The organism is Vasconcelosia minhoensis LEGE 07310 (genome assembly GCF_015207255.1).
Taxonomy (GTDB): domain Bacteria; phylum Cyanobacteriota; class Cyanobacteriia; order Phormidesmidales; family Phormidesmidaceae; genus Vasconcelosia; species Vasconcelosia minhoensis.
Genome location: NZ_JADEXG010000007.1, coordinates 1 through 22263, shown reverse-complemented (window position 1 = coordinate 22263; position 22263 = coordinate 1). Strand labels below are relative to the sequence as shown.

Below are 22263 nucleotides of genomic sequence, written 5' to 3'. Positions count from 1 at the left end.
TATCCCCTTCTGCCCTGCTAGCGTTTAAGCTTAAATTTTGGAAAATAGAATCTAGCACTAACCCATCCAGGAGGCAACGTTGCGCTAATGACTACGGTTTTAGAGCAGGGAAACATCAGTATTCATACTGAGAATATCTTCCCAATCATCAAAAAATGGCTATACTCTGACCACGAAATCTTTATCCGTGAGCTGGTTTCCAATGCGGTAGATGCCATCAGTAAGCTGTCCATGCTGTCCCGCTCGGGGGAATTTTCCGGCGAGCTGACACCCGAAATTCAGCTCCAGATCGACAAAGACGCTAAGACCCTCAGCATCACCGACAACGGCATTGGTATGACGGCTGAGGAGATCAAGCAGTACATCAACCAGGTCGCCTTCTCCAGCGCCGAAGAATTTATCACCAAATATAAGGACAGCACCGACCAGCAGATTATCGGTCACTTTGGTCTGGGGTTCTATTCGTCCTTCATGGTGGCGGACCGGGTTGATATCGACACGCTGTCCTACCAGGAAGCAGCCACCCCGGTTCACTGGTCCTGCGATGGCACGACGGAGTTCCAGCTTTCCGAGTCAGCGCGAACAGAGCGGGGCACCACGATTACGCTCCACCTGATGGATGATGAGCAGGAGTATCTAGAGCCCGGTCGAATTCGACAGCTGATCAAAACCTACTGCGACTTTATGCCCGTGCCGATTCAGCTGGACGGCGAGGTCATCAACAAGCAAGAAGCCCCCTGGAAGCAGTCGCCCAGCAGCTTGGAAGACTCGGACTACCTGGAGCTCTACCGCTACCTCTATCCCTTTGAAGAAGAGCCGCTGCTCTGGGTCCACCTGAATACCGATTATCCCTTTGTGGTCAACGGTATCCTGTACTTCCCTAAGCTCAAGCCCGATGTCGATGTCAACAAAGGGCAAATCAAGCTCTTCTGCAATCAGGTCTTCGTCAGTGAAAACTGTGAAGAAATTATTCCTCGCTTTCTGATGCCGCTGCGTGGGGTGATCGACAGTACGGATATTCCCTTAAACGTATCCCGCAGCTTTTTGCAGAACGACCGCACCGTCCGTAGAATTGCTGACTATATTGCTAAAAAGGTAGGCGACCGGCTGAAGGAGCTCTACCGCGACAGCCAGGCCGACTACATTCGCTGCTGGCAGGACCTGGGTACCTTCGTCAAATTTGGCTCGCTGAATGACGATAAGTTCAAGCAGCAGGTGAAGGACTATGTGATTTTCCGCACGACGGCTGACCTGGGCCAGACAGATACGCCCAAAGTCGAGGTGCAGCAGGGTGAAGACGACGCTTGGGCTGAGGCTGACTCCCCGCAGGTGGCGACGGATGCCAATGGTGCGTTCTACACGACCCTGAAGGACTATCTGGAGCGCAATCAGGGCAAGCACGAAAATCGGGTTTACTACGCTACGGATGAGGTATCCCAGGCCACCTACATTCAGCTGCACCAGAGCCAGGGGCTGGAAGTGCTGTTTATGGATTCCTTCATCGATACGCACTTCGTCTCTTTCCTGGAAAGCGAATATTCCGATGTGAAGTTTTTGCGGGTCGATTCAGACCTCGACCAGACGCTGATCGACGCCGACAAGTCCAGCGAGATCGTCGATTCGGCGACGAATAAGACCCGCAGCGAGCAAGTCAAGGAGCTGTTTGAGAAAGCGCTGAAGCGGCCCCAGGTGACGATTCGGACGGAGGCCCTGAAGGCCAACGATCAGTCGGCTCCACCGGCGATGGTGCTGCTGCCGGAGGAAATTCGCCGGATGCAGGAGATGAGCGCCTTTATCCAGCATCAGGCCGTCCAGTTTCCGCCGAACCATACGCTGCTGGTCAATACCTCTCACCCCCTGATTCAGAACCTGGCCAACTTAGGGCAGGGGGCGATCGTCCAAACCAGCGGCGAACCCTCTCCCTCGGAGCAGCTGGCGGCGCTGATCTGCGAGCAGGTCTATGACCTAGCCCTAATGGCGCAGAAAGGTTTTGACGCCGACGGCATGAAGACCTTTACGGATCGCTCGACAACGCTACTGACTCAGCTGACCGAGCGGTAGGTAGTCGCAGTTAAATAAAGTCTATCTAGAAGCCCCTTTCCTGCTCTAGGAGAGGGGCTTTGGGAGTAAAGCTTTTTAGTAGACCCCTATTGCAATCATGATCCCTTCCTGAATCTTGCTAAGTGCTGCCCGGCTAATCGCTCCCCCATAGGGACCTCGCTCCAGAAGCGATTGCTTTACGGTGGTGATGAGATCGCACATGGCTACTGAATCACGCTCCAGACCTCCTTCTCCTGTTGAGATCAGAACTCGTGTCGCAGCCAGCTGGTCAATCCTACTAGTGAATGGAACGATTAGAACCGTGCTGCTGTAATAATTTCGCCGATCTTCTGAAATCACCAGTGCCGGTCTTTTTTTGGTATCGCCTGACGACCTAATCGCCTTGCACAGGTAAATTTCTCCTTGCCTAATCATCCGCAAAGGCCGCGTCTAAATTGTCATGGGCAATGTCAACCCAAGCCTGCCCCTCTGGTGTTTCTGAGTGTTGGGCATAAAACTGAAGTAGCTGTTGGTCAATCAGATGCTTTCGGTATACTTGCATCGCAGTTTCAACCATCTCAGAGCGGCTCTGATGGTTGTACTGCTCTAGGGAATGTAGCAGGTCTGCGTCAACGGTGACTGTAATCTTTGTCTTGGCTGCCATATTAAATGTAGCATTGCTTGTCTTATTAATTATAAGGCACTTAGTCTTACCAAAAGTCAATGCCACGAGTGGGGAAGAGGTTTGGCAGTGCTCCTTTGCTACCCATTGCCGTTGCCGTCTATAATGGCTAACTGTGTCAATCTGGAGATTCCTATGTCCCGCAAGTGCGATTTAACTGGCAAAAAGGCTAATAATGCCTTCTCAATTTCCCACTCCCACCGTCGCACCAAGCGGCTGCAAGAGGCAAACTTGCAGGATAAGCGCATCTGGTGGCCCCAGGGCAATCGGTTTGTGAAGCTGCGGGTTTCGACCAAGGCGATTAAGACTTTACAAAAGAAAGGGCTGGAGGCGATGGCTCGCGAAGCGGGAATTAATTTAAACAAATACTAGGCTAAATAGTGAGCCAGTATTCACACGGAAATTTTTGAGTGAGAATACTGCGATCGCGTTTTAATCCCCCGATTATAGTATCAGTAATTCCCGTCAGAGAATCTCTTCGGTCAGGCATCCCTGCCTGAGTCTCTAGTCTCGGCCAAAATCCTAAAACCCCTCTGTCCTATAGGACAGAGGGGTTTTTTAATGCCCCTGCCGAAGACGACCGAAAATCTCTAAAAGCAGTTTAGATTGATGACGTCAGGACGCATTGATATGCCATTTTTTTGCCTGTTTTTTGATCGTTTTGGTACCCCCTCTGGGCAATATGAATTTGCATAGAATTACTAAACGCTTCGACGCCTCAACTCACTATGACCTCATCAGGTTTTCTATCTGCCTGACAGATTTGGAAACCCAATTGAGAGCGGGCGTTACTCAACGCCCGCTCTGCTTTATCGATCGATCGATCTACCTACCTGATCTAGGACTAAGGGCCTGCCATGCCAACTGATAAACCGACCGGAGCCACGAAAAATTTGGGTTACCAGCTCTGGCGGTGGGTCAAGCGCCTGCCCAATCGTCTTGCTGCTAGTCTGCTGAGACTCCTTTTCTGGGTGAATCGGCCGGCTCGCCTCAGTCGGGCCGGCTTCGTGCTGCCCACCACTGTCCTGCTGCTGCTGATGGTTTCGCTGACGGTCGGGGCAATGAGCTATCGGTCGTTTACGCGTTCTAGTCAAGCCATCGCAGAGCGAGAGCAGCAGGTAGTAGACAACGTTGCCGCGCCCGCGCTCGACCGGGCTCGGGCCAAGATTGAGTACTTATTTACTAAGGATCCTCGCTTCCCTGGTGGTGTGCCCTCTAGCGATGTGCTAGCAGCCATGATGCTTAACAATGGTAGCGCCGGCATCATTGCATCAGCGGACGATCCCTACACCTTGCCCGGAGAGACCCGATTAAATATTGGCGGAGTTGATAGCGCTGACGATAATGCCTGGTCATTTAATACCGACCTCAACGGTGACGGCACAGACGAAACGATTGCCTACTCCATCCTGATGGATGATGAAGCGACGCCCCCGGGTGGAACCAGCCAAAATATAGATGACCAAGTCTCAACGGCCAAGGCTCAGGCCCTGGTAACTCGCAATGGCCCAATCAACACGGCTGAGACCGCGAGCGGCTGTACAGCATCTGCGAGGACGCCAGAGGGGGGGTGGCAGGTCGTCAATCAGGCCCAGTTAGAAAAGAATTTCCAAATCAATACGCTAGTCGTCAACAGCAGCGCGGCCAATCGCACCGTTAGCGCTTCGGAGTTTCAGCAGGTACGCCAGTCTAACCGGGGCAATAAATGGGGAGCCTGGTTCCGCTATGACTTGGAAATTTTTTCGGGGCCAGAGTTTAACTGGAATGGCGCGATCCATACCGAGGGTAGCCTGATTACTCCTCAGCAGTTTAAGGCTTACATGCTGAGCTCGCCTAGCTCTTGCGTCTATAGCAATACCAACTCTGAGATTACCCTAGGCCAAAGAGATGACAACAACGATGGGACCCCCGATTTTCAAGGGCAGATTATCTTTGGCGCGCTGACCAAAACCGCTAGCGGTGCTGATAAGTTTGAAAAGGGAGCTGGGGTCGGCAGCAACGGCAATAAATACCCCAAATTTCATATCTATACCAGTAGAAATGAGGCTCCCAATCAAGAGAATAATACCAGGCTGACAGATGACACCGATGATTCTGTTGCGTCTAAGCCAAATCAAACGCCTTCCCCATCCGATGTTGCATTGGATCCGATTCAGCTTTTTACGACTGGTATCTCAACCCATATCAATTCAACGACCTGGAAAAGAGACCCAAACTGGGCAAATTCCATTTTTGCCAACGGAAATAATCGCCGCATACGCAACTTGCCTGATGCCGTTATTCCATACTTAGATGACGGCTACCGAGCCGATAATCGCTATGGTCCCAAGCCGGTATACAACTCACAAAATAGCCTGGCGAGTGATGCATCGGTACTGGGTGACAGAATCGAGACCAACCCCACCCTCAATGCCTTTTCACCAGATGCGACAAATCCTAGCAACGGTAACTTTGGTCTAGATGGCTACTGGGAGCGGCGTGCCGTCGCGGGTGGGCTGCGGCTAATTGTGGGACAGCGGCTAGAGTTAGGAAATATGTATGGCTGGGGAGCCGCTAATGATCCCCTTTACCCGCCTAGTAGTGTTTCTAGTCATGAGCAGCGCCAGCGCCGTTCCCTGCGAGATAATCTGGCGGCCGTACAAAGTATGGCGGTGTACCACTATAAATCCTATGGCGGTGAGTATCCCCTGGCTTGCGTCGCTTCAACCGTCCATCCCGGGACGTTCATGAGCCTGCGCGACAGCCGCACGTTTAAGACCTATCCCGGTACCTCAACGCTCGAAGTGAACTTCTTGAACGGTCGGGGCACCAACGGTTGGGAGTTTAAGGTTCCATTTGAGTCAAATGCTAACCCTGAAGCCGCTTTCCGGACAGCGGTTAACGATCGTACTAGCCCGCTTGGCAGCGCCTTGAGGAATCTGGCCTACTTTGCCGGTGATCCGCTGGGCGGTGCGCCCTCTTTCAGGCCGGTACAGGATAATCAGGTTCATCCTTATCCTTACTTCGCCATGTGGGGAGACTTCTCCAAGCTCAGACGGATTTTTGACGACTACATCGATGCCTCAGGGTCTGACCAGGTGTCGTACCAAGTTCCTCGGGCGACAGACCCGAGCACAGATCTGAGCCTGGCCGACAAGTCTACGCTTCACAGCGCGGCCTGTACCCTGGGGATGCTAGCCTACAACCTCGATAGCTTGAAATCAGCTAGCGAGAGTATTATTAGCAGTAAGGGACAGTCTGTTGCTGACTATGTCATTACTAATTTCGCGGGCGACCCAAAAGTACAGACTTTGGAGGATTGGGCGACATTCCTGTCCAGTCAGACCAGCCCAGAGGAATTTAGAGCTTTAGCCCTGTACTACCAGACCGAGCGCGATCGCGCTCTCGGCTTTAGAGGGGCTAATACGAAGATTCACGATTACTCCCTCGCGCCGACTTCAGGTGCCTTTACGGCAGGTACATACGAACTCACCTGCAACCCAGATGCCGAATTCAGCAGCATTTCAGGTCGTGACAAGCGGCTAGCGCTGGCAAACATCTTTTGCTCCAAGCAGGCAGGACCGAAATATCCCGCCCTCTACTACCTGTTTCCCACGGTTAATCACAACCAGCGCGAAACACAGCCCTCCACTGAGGAGTACATCGCTCAAGCCTACATTAGTAACAACCCTGTCACGAGTGGAACAAACAAAAGCTCAGCGGTAGCTTACAAAGCGCTCAGCATCAGCAGCATCAAGCTCGACCCTAGAGACATTGGCGCTGGTGCGAGCAGCCCTGACAGTTGGCAGCTGCCCTTTAGAAACCCTACGGAATTTAACCCGCCTACTTTGAGTAACTGGGATAGTTCAGATCCCGAAACCCTCAGGGGAGTGTTCGATCCCGATCCCTCAACGCGTCAACCCATGACCATTTCTACTCCCGCCGGTTTCTTCAATCTAGCTCTGCTGGACAAGGGCATCATGGATGGTCGAGAGGTATTAAACACCCGGGTAATGGATATGGATCTCGACCAGCTTTTCAATAGAGGAAACAACGGTGATAAGTGGATTTCAGCAGTAACCGATGGCGTTGTCTACGCATTCCGTGAAGATGCGGTCCGTGAAGATTCCATCGTTCGTCCCAGGGCAGCCAATTGGGGAAGCTGTAACACGCTAGCAACTATTATCACTTCCAACTGTCGAATGAAGGCAACCGGAAATAATCTGGGAAACCAGTCCGGAACTCAGGACCCACCGCTCAATACTGACAACCTGATCAGTCCCAAGCCCGTTGATTTCTTTGCCGATCCCGACCGCCGCCCCCACGGCTGGCGACTGATTAATGGAAAAGATTTCAACCGCCCATCCACCGTGCTTCACGGAATAACGTTTAACTCAGACAACCCGGTGTATATTAGGGGTGACTTTAACTGGCACCAGGATAGGAGCAGCGGTGCTCGGCTAGAAGAGTTCACCCAAAAGCTGGACGACGACTACGACAACTTCTACACCCGTAGCACCTTAGATACCACATTTGCCACTGCTGAAGATGACAAGTGGCGACCGGCTGAAATTTTTGCCGATGGGATCACAACACAGTCTGACAACTTTAGGGATGGCGTGATTGAGGATGGGTTTGTCTATGATGTGGGCTCTGGAGACGGTTCCCCGGTAGTAGATTCTTCTTTCCTCAACTTCAATCGCCCCTACAAGTCTGGGACAGACCCTGCTCGGAAGATAGCTTTTAGCAGAGAACAGTGGATACGGGAGACAGGAGGGTCCGTCCCTACCGCAATCAGTGTCCCGATCAGACTCAATAGAAATGGTGAACCTGATCTAGTGTCAGGTGTAGGCACTATTGAATATGGCAGATTTACCGATAAAAGCCAACATGCAGCCAACCAGATCTCTGCTAAAAATAATACGCGCATCAATGCCTTGCTAATCGCTGGAATTGTTCCCTCTCGCGTAGAACAGCCCTACGGCGGTATGCACAATTTCCCCCGACTGCTGGAGCACTGGAAAAGTAAAAACCTCTATATCTCAGGTGGTTTCTTTCAGCTCAACTTCAGCACTCAGGCCACTGCTCCTTGGGACCAGGATGCCTGGGAACCAGGTGAGAACCCTAAGAGAGAGGAAAACATTGTTTTCTACGGCGCGGCTAACCGGCTCTGGGGGTACGATGTGGGCCTTCAATATGCCCCCTCAGCGCCTATTGCTCAACGCTTTGTCACCGTAGGCCAACCTCGCAGCGAATTCTTTCGTGAGCTGCCGGTAGACGATCCCTACATCCAAAATCTGTGTAGCGCGCTTTCAAGCTGTTAGGTCAATTAGGAGCCCATTGCGATGTCATCTAACCGTTTTGCCCAGCAGTTCCGCCATCGGTGGGTGGGTCGCTATTTCAGCCAAGCGACTCACACCGCCGGCCTCACACTGATTGAATGCCTGGTCGCGATTGTCGTCATCGCCGCCAGCATGGCCGCAACAACGCCAATGATGGTCACCGCTGTCGCCACTCGGATACAGAATCAAAAGGCGGAGCAGGCCCTACAGCTTGCCCAGGCCGAAGTTGACAAGGTGCGGCTGGCGGTTGAACGCGGCGATACTGGCAGTATTGACAAAATTGCGGAGATATCGGGCGGTACGGTTGCCGCAGCCGGTGCCCCCACCGCTGATACCCATGCCTGGCCTACCGGCAATCAGAACACCGCCTTGCAGGTTGATATAGACGACGATGGTACTCCTGACTATGCTGTGCAAGTGATTAAAACCCGGACGACGGGCGGGGCAAACCCCTTGGCATTTGAGCTGGGTGTACGGGTCTATGACTATGCCTCATTCGACAGAAACAAAACTAGCCTTGAAACCCGCCCGGCCCAGCTGAGCTTTACCAGCGGCGAAGGACAAAGAGCAACTAAGCCGCTGGCAGTGCTCTATACAACCATCGTCCAACCCGATCGAGAAAATTCTCTCTGCGATTATAGGAGATATCTAGGCTCTACTCCGCCTGCTTCAATGAACTGTGATTAGAGAGTCTTTCTGACGGTTATGTTGAAATGCCTCTCCGGCAATTCTAATATCGCTACGACTGCCCAAAATTTGTAAACTCATGACCCATCATCCTGCTAAGATTTACTGGTATAGGCTGCTGAGCCAGTCTCGTCAGCTCAGCCAAGGAGGGTTTACCCTGCTGGAGATTCTGACCTCCCTGATAATTTCCAGTATTGTCGTTTCGGGGCTGCTTTTTTTGACAGTTGACCTACTAAAAACTGACCAGCGAGAGACTGTTTTAGAACAAACCCAGAAAAACATGAAACGGGGACTCGACTACATTGCCGACGATCTGAGAGAGGCCGTATTTGTCTACACCGACCCAGCAGCGGTGGTCAATCAGGCAACTGGCGTCACTGATTTTCCTGCTAACGCGGTCCCAGTCTTAGCGTTTTGGCGACTTGACCCGGTAGATACCAGCGCTCTCCCTAGCAACTGTGATTCTTTGTCTACTCCTGCCCAAAAGGACGAGTGCAAAGTCCTCAAAATTCGCCAAGCTGCTTATACATTAGTGGTCTACGGACAGATCAATAATACCAGCAGCACGGTGTGGGAAGGTCAATCTAGGCTGGTCCGATACGAGCTGAGAAAATATCAAACCATTTCGAGTACGGGCCTTGTTCAACGGCCTGGCTATCTAGACCCCTCCAGACCTGGTTTTAGCTTTGAAACTTGGACAAGGCAAATTCTCAACCCAAATGTCGACCCGGTAACCTATGTTTCTGAAACATCAGGCCAGTCATCGGTGCTCGTCGACTATTTAGATACCGCTACGACCACTACAGTTACAGCAAATCAACCAGACTGTCGTTTTCTGACCGGTGAACAACCAACTCCTGGTTCAGCACTGCCGACTGCCTATGTCTTGTTGCCTAGCAACGCAGATAAATCTACCAGCTTTTTCGCCTGCATTCGAGATACTGTGCCCATAACAGGCACTACAGCCGGTGTAATTAACCGGGCTGGGCAAGATGCCTTTCTGTTTATTCGAGGGAACGCGAACCCGTCTAACGGGGGGCCTAGCCCAGTACTTGGTGGCATCAGCGAGAGCAGCAAGCTGCCTCGACTGCAAACTCAGGTTCTCGTACGCGGTGTGATCGAAAAAACACCCTCTGAATAATTAGGGATATTGAATTACTAGGGTTGAGCTTTGAATGCTATGCGTGCTAAAACTTCTGCATCTGCCGGTTTCACTATTATTGAGTTGCTTGTCGTCATTATAATGATTGGCGTAATCAGCGCGATCGCGGCTCCTGGCTGGCTGTCATTCGTCACCCGTCAGCGGTTAAATGCCGCCCGAGGCGAAGTGCTGCAAATTATGACCAAGGCTCAAACTGACGCCGAACAACAAAGCCTAACTCGCACGATTGGATTAGTTACGACCCCTGGAGCCCCGGCCCTAACTGTCTCTGCACCCAGTAGCACCAGCCTTGAACAGAAAATTGGGGATGGTAAGAGCGCGCTTAAAGTTGAAGCTTTCGTCAATAATGTACAAGCCACTAGCATAGCCTTCAACCATAAGGGGCAGGTCGTACCGAATTCGGATCCTACTGTAGCAGTCGTTCCTTTTGTCATTAAAGTGTCCGCAGTCGATGGCGGTGTGCCGCCACGCTGTGTCGTAGTGACTACTCTGCTCGGGAGTATGGTCACGGCTGAAGGAGATGACTGTGACGCAAGTTTTGACCCCTAAGTCCAACTAAGCCAAACCTACCAGTTTTTCGCTTAGCTCCCACAGCCGTTTAGCCTTGTGCTGGTCGCTGGCCTCGTCTGAGATTTCTTGAGCGAAGGCCTGACGGCCCTGTTTTTGGCGATTGCCCCAGCTCCAGTAAACGCCAGACTGATTGAAGTTCGGCTCAGCGACAACGTCAGCCACCCGCTTGCCCGCTTCTTCTTCAGAGACATAGCCGCCGGTAATTTTTTTCTGGAACCAGGGGAAAATGGTACGAAAGAGGGGATAGTGATTCCGAAACAGGCCTGTTTCAGCGACGCAGCCAGGGTAGAGAGCGCTAAAGGTAATGCCGGTGGAATCATGATAGCGACGGTGCAGCTCGCGCATGGTGAGCATATTGCAGAGCTTGCTGTCTTTGTAAGCTTTGCCTGGTTTAAACTTGCCGTTATTGATCATCGCGATCGGCGCTTTAAACCCGGCCTCTAAGCCTTCTAGATTACCCAGATTGGGCGGCGCTGGAATGGGAATTTTACCGCCTAGCTCCTTGGGATTGGCCGTTACCGTACCGAGAATAACCAGCCTGGGTTCCTCAGCGGCAGACTGCTTCAGGTCCTCTAGTAGCAGATTGCAGAGGAGGAAATGGCCCAGATGATTGACGGCGACGTTGAGCTCGTAGCCCTCGGCGCTGCGGGCGGGCTCTTTCAGCAGTGGCAGATAGACAGCGGCATTGCAGACCAGAGCATCTAAGGTGCGATCGCGCTCTCTAAACAGCCTGACAAACTCACGAACGCTCTCCAGACTGGCCAGGTCGAGGGGCATAATCTGGTAGCTGTCGGTGGCCATCCCGACCTGCTGAGCGACTGTTTTAGTTTTCTCTAGGTTGCGGCAGGCCATAATCACAAACCATCCCCGCTGGGTTAGGGACTTAGCCGCGTACAGACCCACGCCAGAAGATGCGCCAGTGACGATAACGGTAGGTTTTGTCTGTGCTTCCATGATGCCTGTGCAATGCTAACCGGTTCTATGCTCTCACGTCTCCAGCACCAAGGGCCGAAGTCTGAAAACAGGGTTCTATCATAGAGCCCAATTATGAGCTTTTTATGAGGGTGGAGAGACGGCTAGCCCGTCAGCGGCCAATCCAAGAAGCCACTGACCTGACTGGCCAGCGTCGTCGGGTCGAAGGGCTTGGTAATCACCCCCTGCGCGCCCACCTCGTATAGCCTGCGACGGTCGGCCGCCTGGGCCTTAGCGGTGAGAAAAATGACCGGAATGGTCTGGGTTTCGGCGTTGGCCTTGAGCGCGGCGATAGTGGCTAGGCCGTCCATGTCGGGCATCATCACGTCGAGCAGAATGGCATCGGGCTGACGCGCGATCGCAACCTCGATTCCGGCCTGCCCAGAAACCGCGGTTAAAACTTCCCAATTTGTTCCCAGGGTCAGACCTAGACGGGCGACAGTCTGGATATCGGACTCATCATCAACCAGTAGAATGCGCTTGCTGCCCATAACTTTGTCAGCTCCCAGATAAGCCGTGTGAATTGGGATCGGCGTCTTTGGGCAGTGTAAAACAAAACTGACTACCTTCACCGTGGTGGCTTGTTACCCAGATCCGGCCACCGTGGCGCTGCACAATCTCCCGACAGATAGCCAACCCCAAACCGGTGCCGCCGCGCTCGCGAGAGTCAGACGCATCGACCTGCTGAAACCGCTCAAAAATAGTCTCTAGCTTGTCAGAGGGAATGCCCCGCCCCCGATCTTCAATTTGAAAGCGCACCTGCTCGCCCCGATCGACTGTCCGCACCCGCACCACTGACCCGGGCGGAGAAAACTTCACCGCGTTACTCAGCAGATTGATCAAGGTCTGCGCGATGTGGTCCGGATCAACCCATAGGGCCATTGGCTCTGCCTGGATCTGAAACGTGATGTCGTGGGCCCGGGCCATCGGCTGGATCGCCTGCACGGCATTGTCAATCAGGTCAGTCACCTGACAGCATTCCTGGACCATAGTCACCTGGCCCGACTCAATTCGTTCTAGATCTAGAACATGATTGATCAGTCGGGTCAGTCGCTCGGTATTCTTTATCGCAATTTCCAGCAGCGCTTTGCCCTCATCGGCTAGGGTTCCCAGCTGTCCTGTGGCCAGCAGCTTGAGGGAGCCATGCACCGAGGTCAGCGGCGTCCGTAGCTCATGGCTGACGACTGAGACAAATTCGTCCTTGAGCTGTTCGGTAGCTTTGCGATCGCTGATATCACTGGTGAGGCCAAAGCAGCCCTTCACCATCCCGGCCTGAACGTCGGGAATATAGCTAACACTGACCCAGTGACTATTACCGTCCTGATGGGGAAAGGCCGTCTCAAAGGTCACCGTTTGACCCGCTAGCGCCTGCTCCAGATAGGGCAGCACCGAGCGATAGGTGGCCGCCCCGAGGACGCTACTTAGATGCAGGCCCTGCATCTGGGTATAGGGCCGACCAAACCAGGTCTCATAGGCTCGGTTATTAAACCGGTAGCGATGCCGCGTATCGACATAGGAAATGAGCACCGGCAGCGCGTTGGTTGTGAGCCGCAGCTGTTCTTCGCTGCGCCTTAGGGCGGCTTCTGCCTGTTCACGGATGGTAATATCCTCAATGATCACGGTAAAGAGATTGCCTGTCTTAGTCTGTAGCCGGGAAATCGATGCTTTAGCAGGAAACTCTTCCCCGTTCTTGCGGCGGCCAGAGACCTGGCTGCTGCGCTCCGCCATGCGCCGTGACACCGTTCCGCTAGCGGCGAACTGGTGAACATGCTGCCGATGTACCTGACGAGAGCTACTCGGCAGTAGAATATCTAGCGACTGCCCGATTACCTCCGCCGCCTGATAGCCAAAAATCCGCTCGGCTCCCTGATTGAAGAGCTGAATCTGCTGGTTCTGATCGACCGAAATAATGGCCTCCTCGGCAATATCCAGAATGCCAGCAAACTTTTGTTCGCTTTCGCGTAAGGCCAGTTCAGTTTGATGCCGCTCGCCAATCTCTTGCTGGAGCTGGGTATTGATCTGGGTCAGCTTTAGCGTTCGCTCAGTCACCAGGCCTTCCAAGTTGTTCAGCAGCTCGGCCTGGTCAATAGCGACCCCAATTTGATCGGCTAGCTGCTGCATCAGGTTAACTTCTATGGAATGCCATTGGCGGGGCTGGGTGCATTGGTGGGCAACCAACAGTCCCCAAAATCGACCATGGGTAATAATCGACACCACTAGCTCAGACTGGACCGAGATGGCGTTTAGCAGCGTCGGCGCGGGCAGCTCGGACGGCGTCGGCGCGACGGAGATCGACCGGAGCCGATGGTAGTCTAAATAGCTGGGGGGAAAGCTGAACAACTGGCGGCCGGGCTGGAGTAGGGAAAAATCAGCCTGTACAAAGGCTTCGGCAACGGTTTTGCCAGTCCTATCGGCCTGAGCCTGGAGGATAAAGACGCGATCGCAGCCCAGTAGCGTTTGCACCTCGCTCACCGTCGTCTGCAAAATCTCAGACAGCTCCAGCGACTGGCGGATTTTGCGACTCAACTCGGTCAGCAGCTGACCCTGGCGGTTTTGCTGCTCTAGCCGCTGCTGATCGGCCCGCCGCTCGGTGATATCAATGCCGGTCGCAATCACATACTCAACCGTGCCATCGGCCTGGGTCAAAAGGGTATTGGACCAGACAATCAGGCGATGAGTCTCGCCTGGGCTCTCCCAATGACTTTCCCAGGAAGGGAGGATCTGCCCCTGAGCCAGATGGTCAAAGGCGGCTTGCAGGGCCATCGCCTCTGCCGGAACGGGCAATAAGTCCCACGCAAAGCGGCCTTTTACGACCTCCAGTGAGACGCCCGCCATGGCTTCGCAGGCGCGGTTGAAGCTGACAATCCGTCCCTGGGGGGTCAGGACCATCACCAGCACCCCTACCGTATTCAAAATGGCCTGGCTAAAATCCCGTTCTTGCTTAAGCGCTTGCTCGGCCTGCTTGCGCTCGGTGATATCTTGGGCCGATGCATAAATTAGGCCCTCCTGCGGGTTGGACAGAGCAGTCCAGAGTAGCCAACGGTAGGAGCCATCCTGAGCCCGGTAGCGATTTTCAAAGTCGCGAGTGGCTTTGCTCCTGGCCAGACAATGAAGTTCCGCCAGCGTCGCAGTGCGATCGTCAGGGTGAACAAAGTTGATAAATGGCTGAGACAAGAGGGCTTCGTCAGAGTAACCCAGGGTCAGACCAAAAGCAGGGTTGAGCCGCTTAAAATAGCCATCTAGCCCAGCAATGCACAGCAGGCCAGGGGTCACGGCAAAAATTTGCGTTAGCTCCTGCTCTACCGAACGACCATCGGCACGACCGGTCTGGGATAGCGACGGCAGGTTTTCCATATTCAACCAGCAGCTCAGGGAATGAGTCGGTCCAATGAGCCGGTTTATTAGGCCCAGCCAAATTAGCCTCTATCGTAGCGATTGGCCTAGACAATCTTGCAGATTGCTATTACTTCTTCACAAGTTCCTCAGATTCTTTTCTTAGAGTGTAATTGTTGCGGATATGGGAACGATGCAGTACCTCTACTGTTTTGCGAATGCGAGCCTGACGCTCAGAATCATTGACTATGTCTCTAAAGTGGTTGCCTCCCGGCACCATACCCTGACGGTAATTTATCTGGTCGATCGGTGGGTTGTGCAGATTGATTTACAGCAGGCGCTGCCCCCAGCTCAGGCGGCAGACTTCAACGCGGTACTCGATGAAAATGGGGTTCCCTACCAGCCGACTCATCTCGTGGGTCAGGCTCTGGGTGGCCTAGAAGCAGGACTAACGCCAACCGAGGTGATGAATCGCTATCAGGTCGTCGTGATCTCCCATGGTGCCCCCAGCCCTGAGGACCTGAGATGTTTCAGGCAGCGGTTTGTTCAGGGGCTGGGCTACTGCCCGATTAACCTCGTTTGAGGGCTAGCGCTGTGGGGCTCCGGGGCGAACCTGTCTCAGCCGATTCAGAATACGCGTCGCGAGCTCAGCGGTTGCGACGGATTTATCGATGAAGTCATCTGCGCCTGCCGAAAAAGCGCGCTCTCTGACCTGGGCATCTTGATGCACCGTCAAAAATAAAATGGGCAACTGCTGCCAGCGAGGATCGGCCCGCAGCACTTGGCATAGCTCAATACCGTTAATGCCGGGCATTTCGATATCCAGGACTAGGGCATCGGGCGGTTCATCTTCTAAAGAGGCCCAGAGGCAGCTGGCACTTTCTAGGGGGGTAACCTGAAATCCCCAGGCTTCTAACCCAGTTTGTAAAACGGCTAACAGCTGCGGTTCGTCATCGACGATCGCGATCTTCGCCATCCGGGTCTTGGCCTTCAGCGCGTCGATGGCAGTCTTCACCAGCCGATCGGGAGCTTCCGAGCGCTCCAAAATCTGGCTGGCGCCCTGGTGAACCATCTGCAGCCGCATTTCTAAGTTGGGATGGTCGATGATTACAAAAAAGGGAATGGTCGCCAGCTGCGCCAGCTGCGACAACTGTTGGAACTGCTCGGGCGGCGAGGAGGCCTCAGCATCGAGCAGCAGCAGCTGCGGCAGGGTTCTCTCAGCCAGACGCAGGGCCTGGGCAGTTGTGTGGGCAACCCGGACCTGCAAACTGAGTTTCGTCGCAGCGGCACTGAGGCGATAGGACAGGTCCAAATCCTCGCTCACAATCAGCAGCGATGGCGCACCTGCGGCTAGGGCCTCAGTCAGCTCATCAGCGGAAGACTGTTCGACCGACTGATGGAGCTGTTCCACCAGCTGGGTAAACCGATTGATCTGACCGGCATCCAGCGTTTCTGGAGACTGTAGATAGGGTGATAGCGCCTGGGCAATGGTAGACCCCTCGGGGAAGCCAAAGCTGCCCAGCGCCCCGATCAGCTTATGAACTGCGACCTGACCCGACTTGAGTAGGTCATGGTTAAGCCCTCCCTGAGACAGGGCGATCGCGATTTCATCCAGTACCTCAATGCGCTCGGCCATCATGTGCTGATACTTTTCCCAAGCGGCAGCAACTGCTTGGGACAGGCCATTTTGGGCGGCTGTCGGAGCTAGCTTGGGCTCAGCACGACGGCTAGTAACGGGTCTGTCGTCATCCGCGGACGACTTAAGCCGGTAGCCCAATCCGTAGACAGTCTTGATCAAATCTTTGGGAGCCCCTACAGCCTTGAGCTTTTGCCGCAGCCCCTTGATATGGGTTCTAACCGCATCTTCACTGGGCGGGTCTTCAAAAGACCAGAGATCTTCGATAATCGCGTCCAGGCTGTAGACGCGGTCGGGATGGCGCAGAAACAGCTCTAGCAGCCCCATCTCTTTAGGTGTCAGGTGAAACGGCTGGTCTTGATAGCGCGTTTCACAGGTGCTGGGATTGAGCGTCAGCGCCTGCCACCGCAGCACTGAGGGTAGCGCCTGATGCTCCCGGCGCAGCAGGGCGCGAATGCGGGCACAGAGTTCGTCAAAATTGAACGGCTTGACGACATAGTCATCCGCGCCCGCATCGAGCGCCCTGACCTTTTCATCGGTTGAGGCATGGGCGGTGAGCATGAGCAGCGGATTATGATACCCAGACTGGCGAAAGACCTGGCACAACTTAATCCCGTTGCCATCTGGCAGCGCCAGGTCTAGCACCACTAAGTCATAGTTAAATACGCCAATGTACCCCTCCGCACTCTGGCCGTCGCTCGCAATGTCAACCGCGTAGCGCTGCTGGATAAGCCGATCGGCCAGGGCCTGCATCAGCACCTCGTCATCGTCTACGAGTAATATTCGCATGGCTGTTGCCCCAGGCGTCTAGCTCTATTATGGGCACAGATGCGGCGAGTGGTACTGCGCCCGGGACAGATCTATGCTACTAGCTGAACTAGTAACTGCTGCCTGTAATCTTTCGCAAGATAGGCGCACAGACCCGCAGCCTTAATCTGAGACAGCTAAGCCGTTGCGCTCAGCCGATGCAGCTGTAGGCGATGCTCAGCTGCCCAGGTTTGCAGATCGGCAAAGGCGCGATCGCGATATTGCCCATACCGCTCTCGCTTATTGCGCACCCGCCGCGGCAGGGCAGGAATGATTCCAAAATTGGGCGGCATCGGCTGGAAGTGCTTGGGCTCAGCCGAGCTAATAAAGTCAATCAGCGCCCCGATCATCCCGGTCACCGGCAGTGTCAAAGGCGGCAGCCCCAGGGCTACGCGGGCCGCGTTCGTGCCAGCCAGCCAGCCCCCAGCGGCGGCGGCGGTATAGCCCTCCGTCCCCACCAGCTGCCCCGCCGCCAGCAGTGTCGGCCGCTGAACGAACTGAAGCGACGCATTCAGCAGCTCAGGTGAGTTGATAAAGGTATTGCGGTGCATCACGCCCATCCGCACAAATTCAGCCGATTCCAGGCCGGGGATCAGCCGAAATACCCGCTTTTGCTCTCCCCAGCGCAGATTGGTCTGAAAGCCTACCATATTCCAGAGCTGGCCGGCCTTATCTTCCTGCCGAAGCTGCACCACCGCGTAGGGCTTTTTGCCCCTATTCGCCGGGTCGTCGAATGCCCCCAGGCGCGAGTCAAACAGGCCCACCGGCTTCATCGGACCGTATCGCATCGTGTCTTCCCCCCGCCGGGCCATCTCCTCGATTGGCAGGCAGGCTTCAAAAAACTTCGCTGTCTCTCGCTCAAAGTCCTTCAGCTCCGCCTGCTCAGCCTCGCAGAGGGCCTGCCAAAAGTCTAGATACTGCGCCCGGTTTAGCGGGCAGTTGAGGTAGGCGGCCTCGCCTCGGTCGTAGCGAGAGGCCATGAAGGCGATGTCTTGGTTGATCGAATCGCCTACCACAATCGGGCTGGCCGCGTCGAAGAAGCTCATGTAGTCCTGGCCGGTAAACCGCCTCAGGTCCTCGGCTAGCGCCGCGCTGGTCAAAGGTCCCGTCGTCAGCACTACAATCCCTTCCCGCGGAATCTGCCGCAGCTCGCCCCGGCGCAGCTCAATCAGCGGATGCTGGGCTAGCGTCTCGGTCAGGTCGCGGCTGAATACAGCCCGGTCTACGGCCAGGGCTCCCCCAGCGGGGACAGCGTGCTCATCGGCCTTGCCAATCACCACTGAACCCAGCTGGCGCAGCTCTTCGTGCAGTAGACCAGAGGCGCGATCGCTGGCCATAGCCCCAAAAGAATTGCTACATACCAGTTCAGCTAGATGCTCCGAGTGATGAGCCGGGCTGGTATAGGTTGGCCGCATCTCATGCAGAACCACAGGCACCCCAGCCCGAGCCACTTGCCACGCTGCTTCCGTCCCCGCCAGACCCCCTCCAATCACCTGCACCGGTTGCCGATAGCTCATTTCCTTTACCGCATTTTTTCCCTACCCTAATTATTGTGGACTACAAAGTATCCAGCCTGGACTGAGGGGACCCAATCTTCAATATACGCCTTCCTATTCATGCTTAATTAGCTGTGAAGGAGAGTCATTATGAAGCCGCTTAAATATCGAGTCAATATTGCCTGGTCAGATGAGGATGAGTGCTATATTGCAGAGCTACCGGAGTTTGCGACCGAGATCCAGCGCTATTTTACCCATGGGGATACATACGAAGAAGCGATTGAGAATGCTCAAGAAGTGTTGGAATTATTGATTGAAAGCTATCAGTCCGAGGGAAAAACATTACCTCAACCCCATACGCTGCAAGCTGTGTAAGTGCGGACAAGATCTACGAAAACGGCAGAGAGTATCATTGTCTAGTCCAAAGATCTAGTCCAAGAGGTTTTGCCGCTGTCAAAGCAAACGAACAAAATCTAGAACAGAATACCTCTAGCTCATTCAATCAGCTTTTCATTGAGGATAACGAATAGCGTCTCATCCATAGGTGTTTCTTTACCGAACAAAGCGCATTAATCTGGGCAATAGCTAATGGTTCAAACTCCCTCAAAATTCATTACGCTGGATGAATTTCTGCGATTGCCAGAAACCAAGCCAGCCAGCGAATATATCAACGGACGAGCGATTCAGAAACCGATGCCAAAGGGCCAGCACAGCCGCATTCAGCAAAAACTGGTCAATGCTATCAATGCTGTTACTGAAGATGCTCAAATCGCTTTAGCACTACCTGAACTCCGCTGCACCTTTGGCGATCGCTCTACTGTTCCCGATATTGCCGTTTTCCTATGGGAGCGCCTACCGACTGACGGGGGGGGCACCCTTGCAAACGCCTTCACCATTGCTCCCGACTGGACTCTAGAAATCCTCAGCCCTGAGCAATCGACCACCCGCGTTACCAGTAATATCTTTCACTGCCTCAATTACGGCTGCCGGATGGGCTGGCTCATCGACCCCAGCGAACAGCTCGTTCAAATCTACAGTCCCAACGAACGCCCTATTTCCCTCGAAAGCGTCGAAGATCGGCTCCCCATCCCAGAATTCGCCACTGGCCTCCAGCTCACCGTTGGACAGCTTTTCGGCTGGCTTAAGGTTCGGTAATATCAGCTATGCCCCAGTTTGCCACTCCCCTAGCCCGCCAGCAGGCCACACTGATGATGCAGCCCGCCCTGATTCGGGTGATTGACAATATTCGCAAGCAGCTCGACAATTCGGACTGGCGGGGGACTTATCAGGAAGACTTTCTCTGGCCTGAGGGAACTGACGAACGGCAGCAGCAGGATTACTTTGCCCTACAAAAGCAGCTCAGTACCGCCTCACCCGAGGCTTACGATCGGGTTCAGGCCCAGCTCCAGCAGCTGCCGCAGCCGATGCCGGTCTATACGCTCTGCCTAGAAAAGCCAGGCGAAAAGCAGCGGCGGATTGACCTCTGGGAGCTGTGCTACCGGATTTGCGCGCAGAATTATGACCCGGACAGCTCGTCTGAGTCGCGACTGGAAATAGACCAGACCCTATTGGATTCAGAAACGGGTGCGCTGGACTGGAACCAGCTGGACCAGAAGGCCCGACGGCTGGTGACCGAAGTCTTTGCCGACCTGAGCTGACCGCCTTGCGAATCTGCCGGTTGAGCTCGACCGATTGCGATAGACCCGTCTGACGGTTCCGACACTTTGAGTAAGACCGCCTCGTAGGGAATTAAGCCGACCTGGGTGCTATCTAAACATTCAGCAGCGGCCCGAGACAGGTCGAGGGAGCGATCGCCGACATAGGGGCCGCGATCGTTGACGCGGACGATCACCATTCGGTCATTGAGCAGGTTGCGTACCTTCAAAAGCGTGCCAAAGGGCAACGTCTTATGCGCCACGGTTAGCTCATTCTGATCGAAAATTTCCCCTGTGGCGGTGAGCCTGCCGTGAAAGTAAGGGCCATACCAGGAAGCGGTACCTTCTAGCCGATTGGTCGATGCCTTCAGCGGCGCATCGACCTCGGCCGGTAGCTCAGCGCAGTGAGGCATTAAATATTCATCGGACTGAGCATTTACGACCTGGCTTGAGGAATCAGCCGTCAGCATACTGGAACGACTCAGCTGCACAAAATCAGCGGGGCTGTCAGCGGGTACCCAGTCGTCAGGCCTGGCAGCTGAAGCAGTAGCAAGCGGATCTCTCAATTCGGGTTGGGGCTGATGGGTCATAGCTCGGTCGGTCGGGGCTCCACCGACTAAAGCAGTCATTCCTAAGAGGGTGAGAATCGTCATTTTAAATCTAAAGAATGGCTAACCTCGCAGTATCTTCAAAGCAACTAGACAAGCAGAAAACAGAAAACTTTTGAGTTCCTAAAAATTACATTGAGAGGCTTGTTAGAAGCTACAGGATTATCAGTATACAGGGTTATACCCGCTTTGAACGGCGGTGTCATCCGTCTCTGACCGTTAAAACGCAGGCTATCTGGGTTGTATAGCTGACACAAATTCCGTTCTATAAAAGGGTTCAGCTATCCTTGAAAATTGCAGATAAAAAGTTCTAATCAGCCTTGAGACGTGAACCTGCCTCTCCAGAACCTGCTTCTCCAGGGGCTTGACAAATTGCCGCGCTGGAATCGGCCTGTAGAGAAGAACGATATAGCGTGCTAGAGATCGCTTTAAACCGAACAAAATAAATTAACTCATCTGCTTAAATGAGCCATTCAGAATTACAAAAAACGCTTTATGGCCACCTCTGTCAGCTCACGCGCGAGCGCGACCCGTTTATCGCGACCGAGGGGCACTTCTACACTCAGCAGTATCTTCAATCGCAGTTCGAGCAGTGGGGAGCGGTAGAATCGCAGGACTTTACCGTCCGGGGCAAAATCTACTCCAACTGGAGCCTGTCGCTGCCGGGTCAGACTCGTCTAGCGCCTATTTTAGTCGGGGCTCACTACGATACCGTCGTTGGCTCGCCCGGCGCTGACGACAACGCCAGCGGTCTAGCCGTCCTGCTGGCGCTTGCCTCAACCTTGGCCCAGTCTCCGCCCCGACGCCCAGTGATATTTGTCGCTTTTGACCTAGAGGAATACGGGCTAGAAGGCAGTCGAGCCTGGGTGGCCCGCCGGACTCAGACCGGGCAGCCGCTCCATCTGATGCTGTCGTTAGAAATGCTAGGCTACTTTTCCGATGCGCCGCGATCGCAGCGCTACCCCGCTAAACCCCTAGAGTGGGTCTATCCCACCCGTGGTAACTTCATTGGTCTGATTGGCAACTGGCCCACCATTCTGACGATGCAACGGCTGAAGCGTCATATTAAGCAGGCTGGCACCCCCTGCCAGTGGCTGCCGATGGTAGGCCAGGGCAATCTACTCCCCGCGACTCGCCGCAGCGACCACGCTCCGTTTTGGGACGCAGGCTATCCGGCGATTCTGGTCACCGATACCGCTGATTTAAGAAATCCCCATTACCACCAAGCCTCCGATCGGATAGAGACGCTGAATTTGGCGGCGATGGCGGGGGTTTGTGCGGGGCTGGCTGAGGG

Annotated in this window: 18 protein-coding genes and 2 pseudogenes; 12 read left to right on the top strand and 8 right to left on the bottom strand. The window is 54.2% G+C overall.

Going from position 1 to position 22263, the window contains the following annotated elements; genetic code table 11:
* Nucleotides 1-87: 87 nt before the first annotated feature.
* A complete protein-coding gene (gene htpG, locus IQ241_RS04500) occupies nucleotides 88-2061 on the top strand; it encodes a molecular chaperone HtpG (RefSeq protein ID WP_193905224.1) in 1974 nt (657 codons plus the stop codon).
* Between the two features lie 75 nt (nucleotides 2062-2136).
* Here htpG and IQ241_RS26345 read toward each other — a convergent pair whose 3' ends face one another.
* Complete coding sequence (locus IQ241_RS26345; RefSeq protein ID WP_193905223.1) at nucleotides 2137-2475, bottom strand: type II toxin-antitoxin system PemK/MazF family toxin; 339 nt, start codon at nucleotides 2473-2475, stop codon at nucleotides 2137-2139.
* Nucleotides 2468-2704 (bottom strand): hypothetical protein, encoded by a 237-nt coding sequence (locus IQ241_RS04490; protein WP_193905222.1) that lies wholly within the window; start codon nucleotides 2702-2704, stop codon nucleotides 2468-2470. The genes IQ241_RS26345 and IQ241_RS04490 overlap by 8 nt, the downstream gene beginning before the upstream one ends.
* A 153-nt stretch (nucleotides 2705-2857) precedes the next feature.
* Here IQ241_RS04490 and rpmB point away from each other — a divergent pair, with 153 nt between their 5' ends.
* The 6 genes and pseudogenes from rpmB (at nucleotide 2858) to IQ241_RS04465 (ending at nucleotide 10441) form a co-directional block, all read left to right on the top strand.
* Complete coding sequence (rpmB, locus tag IQ241_RS04485) at nucleotides 2858-3094, top strand: 50S ribosomal protein L28 (protein WP_193905221.1); 237 nt, start codon at nucleotides 2858-2860, stop codon at nucleotides 3092-3094.
* A 485-nt stretch (nucleotides 3095-3579) separates the two neighbouring features.
* The gene (gene hpsA, locus IQ241_RS04480; RefSeq protein ID WP_193905220.1) at nucleotides 3580-8025 is read left to right on the top strand and encodes a hormogonium polysaccharide biosynthesis protein HpsA; all 4446 of its coding nucleotides are present in this window, start codon (nucleotides 3580-3582) and stop codon (nucleotides 8023-8025) included.
* Nucleotides 8026-8046: 21 nt separating this feature from the next.
* The gene (locus IQ241_RS04475; RefSeq protein ID WP_193905219.1) at nucleotides 8047-8730 is read left to right on the top strand and encodes a type IV pilus modification PilV family protein; all 684 of its coding nucleotides are present in this window, start codon (nucleotides 8047-8049) and stop codon (nucleotides 8728-8730) included.
* 79 nt (nucleotides 8731-8809) lie between these two features.
* Nucleotides 8810-8935: pseudogene (locus tag IQ241_RS26340) on the top strand (type II secretion system protein); the annotation flags it as partial.
* 12 nt (nucleotides 8936-8947) lie between these two features.
* Nucleotides 8948-9871 carry a hypothetical protein gene (locus tag IQ241_RS04470; protein WP_228021393.1) on the top strand — a complete coding sequence of 308 codons (924 nt, stop codon included), beginning with the start codon at nucleotides 8948-8950 and terminating at the stop codon, nucleotides 9869-9871.
* Nucleotides 9872-9910: 39 nt separating this feature from the next.
* Nucleotides 9911-10441 (top strand): prepilin-type N-terminal cleavage/methylation domain-containing protein, encoded by a 531-nt coding sequence (locus IQ241_RS04465; RefSeq protein WP_193905217.1) that lies wholly within the window; start codon nucleotides 9911-9913, stop codon nucleotides 10439-10441.
* Nucleotides 10442-10447: 6 nt separating this feature from the next.
* Here IQ241_RS04465 and IQ241_RS04460 read toward each other — a convergent pair whose 3' ends face one another.
* The 3 genes from IQ241_RS04460 to IQ241_RS04450 form a co-directional block, all read right to left on the bottom strand.
* Nucleotides 10448-11416, bottom strand: a complete 969-nt coding sequence (locus tag IQ241_RS04460) for a protochlorophyllide reductase (RefSeq protein ID WP_193905216.1) — start codon at nucleotides 11414-11416, stop codon at nucleotides 10448-10450.
* Nucleotides 11417-11538: 122 nt separating this feature from the next.
* A complete protein-coding gene (locus IQ241_RS04455) occupies nucleotides 11539-11925 on the bottom strand; it encodes a response regulator (protein WP_193905215.1) in 387 nt (128 codons plus the stop codon).
* Between the two features lie 7 nt (nucleotides 11926-11932).
* Nucleotides 11933-14788, bottom strand: coding sequence for a PAS domain S-box protein (locus IQ241_RS04450; RefSeq protein WP_193905214.1), 2856 nt, complete (start codon nucleotides 14786-14788; stop codon nucleotides 11933-11935).
* Between the two features lie 172 nt (nucleotides 14789-14960).
* Between IQ241_RS04450 and IQ241_RS04445 the strand changes: the two genes are divergently transcribed.
* Entirely contained in the window at nucleotides 14961-15350 is a 390-nt protein-coding gene (locus IQ241_RS04445) for a hypothetical protein (protein WP_193905213.1), read from the top strand.
* A 3-nt stretch (nucleotides 15351-15353) separates the two neighbouring features.
* Here IQ241_RS04445 and IQ241_RS04440 read toward each other — a convergent pair whose 3' ends face one another.
* Nucleotides 15354-17192, bottom strand: a complete 1839-nt coding sequence (locus tag IQ241_RS04440; RefSeq protein ID WP_193905212.1) for a response regulator — start codon at nucleotides 17190-17192, stop codon at nucleotides 15354-15356.
* A gap of 155 nt (nucleotides 17193-17347) precedes the next feature.
* The gene (trmFO, locus tag IQ241_RS04435; protein WP_193905211.1) at nucleotides 17348-18727 is read right to left on the bottom strand and encodes an FADH(2)-oxidizing methylenetetrahydrofolate--tRNA-(uracil(54)-C(5))-methyltransferase TrmFO; all 1380 of its coding nucleotides are present in this window, start codon (nucleotides 18725-18727) and stop codon (nucleotides 17348-17350) included.
* A gap of 129 nt (nucleotides 18728-18856) precedes the next feature.
* On the opposite strand from trmFO, the gene IQ241_RS04430 reads away from it, so the two are divergent.
* The 3 genes from IQ241_RS04430 to IQ241_RS26335 all read left to right on the top strand — a co-directional run bounded on the left by IQ241_RS04430 (nucleotide 18857) and on the right by IQ241_RS26335 (nucleotide 20364).
* The gene (locus IQ241_RS04430) at nucleotides 18857-19081 is read left to right on the top strand and encodes a type II toxin-antitoxin system HicB family antitoxin (RefSeq protein ID WP_193905210.1); all 225 of its coding nucleotides are present in this window, start codon (nucleotides 18857-18859) and stop codon (nucleotides 19079-19081) included.
* Nucleotides 19082-19294: 213 nt separating this feature from the next.
* Nucleotides 19295-19861, top strand: coding sequence for a Uma2 family endonuclease (locus IQ241_RS04425; RefSeq protein ID WP_193905209.1), 567 nt, complete (start codon nucleotides 19295-19297; stop codon nucleotides 19859-19861).
* A gap of 8 nt (nucleotides 19862-19869) precedes the next feature.
* Entirely contained in the window at nucleotides 19870-20364 is a 495-nt protein-coding gene (locus IQ241_RS26335; protein ID WP_193905208.1) for a hypothetical protein, read from the top strand.
* A 101-nt stretch (nucleotides 20365-20465) separates the two neighbouring features.
* Here IQ241_RS26335 and IQ241_RS26330 read toward each other — a convergent pair.
* Nucleotides 20466-20774: pseudogene (locus tag IQ241_RS26330) on the bottom strand (septal ring lytic transglycosylase RlpA family protein); the annotation flags it as partial.
* 659 nt (nucleotides 20775-21433) lie between these two features.
* On the opposite strand from IQ241_RS26330, the gene IQ241_RS04410 reads away from it, so the two are divergent.
* The coding region (locus tag IQ241_RS04410; protein WP_193905207.1) for a M28 family peptidase at nucleotides 21434-22263 on the top strand (830 nt) is incomplete at its 3' end.

Bases quoted from the DNA above. Each gene is read 5' to 3' on its own strand.
- htpG (WP_193905224.1), top strand. From the start codon at position 88: ATGACTACGGTTTTAGAGCAGGGAAACATCAGTATTCATACTGAGAAT.
- IQ241_RS26345 (WP_193905223.1), bottom strand. From the start codon at position 2,475: ATGATTAGGCAAGGAGAAATTTACCTGTGCAAGGCGATTAGGTCGTCA.
- IQ241_RS04490 (WP_193905222.1), bottom strand. From the start codon at position 2,704: ATGGCAGCCAAGACAAAGATTACAGTCACCGTTGACGCAGACCTGCTA.
- rpmB (WP_193905221.1), top strand. From the start codon at position 2,858: ATGTCCCGCAAGTGCGATTTAACTGGCAAAAAGGCTAATAATGCCTTC.
- hpsA (WP_193905220.1), top strand. From the start codon at position 3,580: ATGCCAACTGATAAACCGACCGGAGCCACGAAAAATTTGGGTTACCAG.
- IQ241_RS04475 (WP_193905219.1), top strand. From the start codon at position 8,047: ATGTCATCTAACCGTTTTGCCCAGCAGTTCCGCCATCGGTGGGTGGGT.
- IQ241_RS04465 (WP_193905217.1), top strand. From the start codon at position 9,911: ATGCGTGCTAAAACTTCTGCATCTGCCGGTTTCACTATTATTGAGTTG.
- IQ241_RS04460 (WP_193905216.1), bottom strand. From the start codon at position 11,416: ATGGAAGCACAGACAAAACCTACCGTTATCGTCACTGGCGCATCTTCT.
- IQ241_RS04455 (WP_193905215.1), bottom strand. From the start codon at position 11,925: ATGGGCAGCAAGCGCATTCTACTGGTTGATGATGAGTCCGATATCCAG.
- IQ241_RS04450 (WP_193905214.1), bottom strand. From the start codon at position 14,788: ATGGAAAACCTGCCGTCGCTATCCCAGACCGGTCGTGCCGATGGTCGT.
- IQ241_RS04445 (WP_193905213.1), top strand. From the start codon at position 14,961: ATGCAGTACCTCTACTGTTTTGCGAATGCGAGCCTGACGCTCAGAATC.
- IQ241_RS04440 (WP_193905212.1), bottom strand. From the start codon at position 17,192: ATGCGAATATTACTCGTAGACGATGACGAGGTGCTGATGCAGGCCCTG.
- trmFO (WP_193905211.1), bottom strand. From the start codon at position 18,727: ATGAGCTATCGGCAACCGGTGCAGGTGATTGGAGGGGGTCTGGCGGGG.
- IQ241_RS04430 (WP_193905210.1), top strand. From the start codon at position 18,857: ATGAAGCCGCTTAAATATCGAGTCAATATTGCCTGGTCAGATGAGGAT.
- IQ241_RS04425 (WP_193905209.1), top strand. From the start codon at position 19,295: ATGGTTCAAACTCCCTCAAAATTCATTACGCTGGATGAATTTCTGCGA.
- IQ241_RS26335 (WP_193905208.1), top strand. From the start codon at position 19,870: ATGCCCCAGTTTGCCACTCCCCTAGCCCGCCAGCAGGCCACACTGATG.